At 58.1% G+C, this 4,485-nt stretch carries 2 protein-coding genes; one reads left to right on the forward strand and one right to left on the reverse strand.

Annotation, left to right across the window (positions count from 1 at the left end; translation table 11 throughout):
* Positions 1 to 85: 85 nt before the first annotated feature.
* Positions 86 to 700, reverse strand: a complete 615-nt coding sequence (locus tag P2Q66_RS02840; RefSeq protein WP_275725408.1) for a hypothetical protein — start codon at positions 698 to 700, stop codon at positions 86 to 88.
* 3,495 nt (positions 701 to 4,195) lie between these two features.
* On the opposite strand from P2Q66_RS02840, the gene P2Q66_RS02845 reads away from it, so the two are divergent.
* Positions 4,196 to 4,485: discoidin domain-containing protein (locus P2Q66_RS02845; protein WP_275725410.1), on the forward strand; the 290-nt coding region annotated here is incomplete at its 3' end.

The raw sequence follows: 4,485 nt of genomic DNA on the forward strand, positions 1-4,485 counted from the left end.
AGAGTGAGTCGGGCACCACCAGATAAATCACATCGCAACGTTGGGTGTTTAGGCAATGGCAGTCGCCCGCTTGGTAATCTTTTTTCTACTGGTACCCGTCGACTATCGCAGCGGCGATTTCCTTGTACGCACGGCGGGTCTGAGGCTGGAGCACGCTCAGGGTGACAAGATCGCCGTCGGCCACGCCGCGATCGTGCGGCACAGCGATGAGCATGCGACATAAGTCGGAGAGGTGCTCCTCGATGGCCGCCTTGTCCACGCGAGAAGAGACCTCGTCTTTGTCAGTGATCACCACAATCGCGTTCCGAGCGAGTTCCTCGTAACCATGGCTGGCCAGCCAGTGCAACGTGCTGCGGGCCCGTTTTGCCCCACTCACCGCGTAGCCGGCAGCAATCACCAGGTTATCCGCCGATTGAAGGATGCCGCTCATGGCGTTGTGGGTAACACCCGTGCCACAGTCAGTGAGTGCAACCGAGTAGTAGGCTGCGATGAGTCTACGAATCCGCAGGTACTCTTCCGCCGTGAGAGAGTCCGATACCTCTGGGTCTTGTTCCCCTGCGACGAGGTGCAAGCGGCCAGCGTGGTGCATGTATCTGGATAGGGCGGTGAGCGAATCAACGGAATCGATGTTGTGCAGTAAATCCGTGATGGTGCGCGGGCTTGATTGCTGGTAAATATCCTCCCCCAAAGCGCGTTCCACAAGGTCGCCTGAATCAGGGTTTGCGTCTATGGCGCAAGGAGCATCACCACGGTACTCTGCCAATGTAAGACCTACGCCCACTGTCGTGGACGTCTTTCCGATGCCGCCCTTGAGACTCAAGACGGCGGTGTTGTAGCTACCATGCAACTGTCGGGCTATGCGGTGGCTAAGTTCTTCCTCCTGGCGTTGCCTGGGTCCCGGTCCAAAGTTCAAGGCCCCGCCCGTTAAGTTGTATATGGCACCGCGCACGCCACCCACTGGGCGCGGTTTTTGTTCCTTAACGAACAGCCTAGGCGAGCTGATAAAGTCCGGCATCGGCGTTTCAGCAATGACGTCCGCCGCCGTGGGCCGATTCCGGCGGAAGGTGGGAGTTTCAGTGGAAGCGGCCGAAGACCGCGGCGAGGCCTCCGTGGGCGGCGAATGGGGAACCGAGGCTTGTAGTGAAGGCTGCGCTGACTCCGCCGCCGCACTAGGACCTGGAACTTTCGGGGAGCGTTTGGCGGTGTCGGCTAGCGCAGCGGCTTCTGCCCAGGAGGTCCGTCGGGTTGCCGACCTCTCGTCAACGGGCTGGCCAAGGGGGTCGGGCGATAGGGCTGGCATGCTTCCTGTCCGGGTATCCATCGGTTTGCTGTCGGCACTGCGAAGGTCGCGGCGTCGACGCAGCTGCGACTGCCCTGCGTCCTGTGGATGTTCGCCTGCGTTCTCATACGCCGGATCGGGCATGATCTTCCCCCATGACGTTTCGGTAGAAAAAATCTGCAGCACTGATTCAAGCAACAAGTCTACGGGTTCCTAGACTGCTCTCTGTTTCACAGGCGCGACAGTGCAGACCCTACGACGGCAGTGGTGAGAAGCAACAGGAAAGTCAAAAAGGCGTAGGCATGCCATTTGGGACGGCCTTTGTGCGGATTTATATCCAGGTATGGCATGGCTAGCGGCGGCTACCACGTGAGTGGGTAAGGAGGGCCACTCGCACCGCGCGGCGCTTCAACCGGAGCAAGTGGTGAAGGACGAAAAAAGGAACCAGCAGAGTACCCAGCATCGCGCACAACGCAAAGGCATACTCGGATATAGCCACAACAGCCTCCAACGGTCATAGTGATCCCCATCGACCACGACCTAACCATGTGACAGACCGAAATGACAAGTTGCCTCAACGCCGAGGCCGTTGGCCCGCACCACCTCAGCGGCCAAGCGCCATAAAGACCACCAACAAAGTAACGATGGCGAGCGCGGCCAACATGACGTACGAAAGAAGCTGCATGCGGCGTCTCCTCAGCTCGCGACGCGAATAACGAGTGTCGTACGTGCCTCCATATCTACCCATGGCGCGATGCTACGAGCACACCCTCAAGGTTTGATCAAGTCACGCCTATTGTGACGAAGCTCCCGCTCATTTACGGGTCGCGTTGCCGTCGGCGGTTGTACTCGCTGCGACCTCCTGTAAGCGTCCATGGAATCCGGTACTACTCCCGGGCGGCACAGCAAAGGGACCGCCTTTCTTCCTCCATGACGTACCAGGGGCTGACTGCGGCGCACTGCTGACTGCCAGCACCCTCGCGGCCGAATCGTTCCTTACAAAGTAGGGTGTTGGGGTGCTTCCCATTGTGTGGAACGCGGGAATTCGTAACAGTGACGCTGTGCTCAGATACGACCGAGATCGTTTTCCACATCTTCCTGGAATGGGTCTCTGAGGAACGAGTGGGCTCTCCCGCCATGCGATATGTACGAAGGGTAGTTGGTTCATTCGTGAAGGGACGCTGCCCTTCTAGGGCTGTGCGTACGTGGCTACGTTCTCGCCGGCGCTTCAAGCTTCCGGGCGCGAATATCTCGGCAAACACGCGATGCAGGGCGCCTTTTTGTCATTTTACTGGTACTGCAGGCCGGTGATCCGGGATCCGGTACCGGCTTAACCGGGCAGCGGCTTGCAGAGAAACAGATCGTAGTTTGCGTTTAGTTGCCGGCGAGGGGCAACTCCGATTTTTTCTTGAACTGCAGCTAGAGGAGCCGCAGCCTGTGCCACCCAACGGATTGATCTTTAGCCGAGGAGCGCGTACCGCGCTCTCATGATCTTCCAGGTATTATCTGGCCATGGGGACGAAACAGCACACAACTTACTGCACTATCTGCGCCAAGAGAACAAACCATGTGACGCGGTACCACAAGGTTAGCGCTGGAAGCTCGCTGAAAGCCGATGTCCGATGTGCTGAACACGAGGAATTGTCCGACTAAGGCGGGGCAACTTCTATGATCGGGACGGCAAAGTTCCCATTAGTTTCAGGAGCGTACAAGCTTCCCCTGTCACCAGTAGTGAGAATTTACTCTCGGTGACCGCAGCGGGCTGAAGAAGCGCGCAATAAAGAGGCCACAGAGTGGACCACCCATGGGTATCAAGCTAGCTCCCATAAGACATTGAGTACGCTCCTGCCCGGACCCCAGGGCGTGCTGTCCGGGCAAAGGAGTCCTCCCACCGGGCCCTGCCTTGAATGAGGCAGTCATCAGACTACGCTGAGTAAAGCCCTGGAACCCCAGAACCACAACACTGCGGATGTCCTCTTTCGGGTGCAACTTTTTACGCCGCGATGAGACAGTGTGAGCGCATCGTGGGCGCGGCTACACAGTACCTGCCTCGAACGTTTACCGAACGAGGCAGGTCAGTCCGGTCGTGCGGCCCCGCAGAAAGCTGCAGCCGCTAGCGAGTAAGCCGCAAGCGATGCCTTTAGCACCCCTCAGTTATTGCACCTTGGTTGGTCGCTGCGCTGAGTAGTCTCCTTCCATGCTCAGTATCGCTGAGTGGGGGACTGCGCAGTCACGGATTACTGCGGGGTTGCAGATACCAGACAGTTGTCGATCAGAAACTATGGCAAGTCGGCATACGCCATGTTGATCCTGCTGTTGATCCAGGGCGTCGATCGGTCCTCAATCAGCTGCACCGGATTGCAGGGACAACTGCCGAGACAGGATGTTGCGGGCTTACGCTTCTGCCCGCGCACTCGCAGCAACCAAAGCTCACACTGGGTCGGCTGCCGGTCAAAGCCCGCGGTCCGCGAGAAAAGGCGTCTGTACGAACTCTCTAATGGTGAAATGCCGCTGCCCAATGTTCCTACCCTAGGACAGACCGTCAAGGGCCCCTTCACCACGTCCTGAATCGAGCGATGTGCCCAGTGAACTGCTGCATTAGGCAGCCAACATATGAGTACTACCAGCCACAAGATGCGAGTAGAGCCTACTCGTGCGGCAGCTCCCACGGATTCCTAAACTCGAAATTCCTGAGGTATGCACACATACCATGCCTGCGGCGCTGACGACGATAGGTGAAAAATGTCCAGGTCAAAGTGGCGAGCGACTCGCCGCATAGCGATGTTTCTGGTTGCCTTATTATTGGTCACGGGGCACGTAACCAGTATCCGACGTGAATCCACAGGGGAAAGGGCATCCCATCTAGCCCATATCAAGTTCTTGCCAGCAGCAGCGATGGAGCCTGGAGCGCCTCGCTTGCTCCGCACTGGCTGGACGGTCACGGCCAGCGACGAGGAGAGCACGGGCGAAAACGGGCAAGCCACCAATGTACTGGACGGCGACAGCGGCACCTACTGGCATAGCAAGTGGACCGCACCTTCCGCCCCTTTGCCTCATTCAATCACGATAGATACCAAAGCGATTCAACAGATAACCGGGTTGCTTTATCGTCCGCGCTCCGTTGGCTCGAACGGGCGGATCGGCAGCTTCGATATTGCAGTGAGCACTAACGGCAACACTTGGGGTAGCCCTGTGGCCCGAGGCAC

The sequence above is a fragment of the Arthrobacter sp. Cr_A7 genome (assembly GCF_029222765.1).
Classification (GTDB): Bacteria; Actinomycetota; Actinomycetes; order Actinomycetales; family Micrococcaceae; genus Arthrobacter.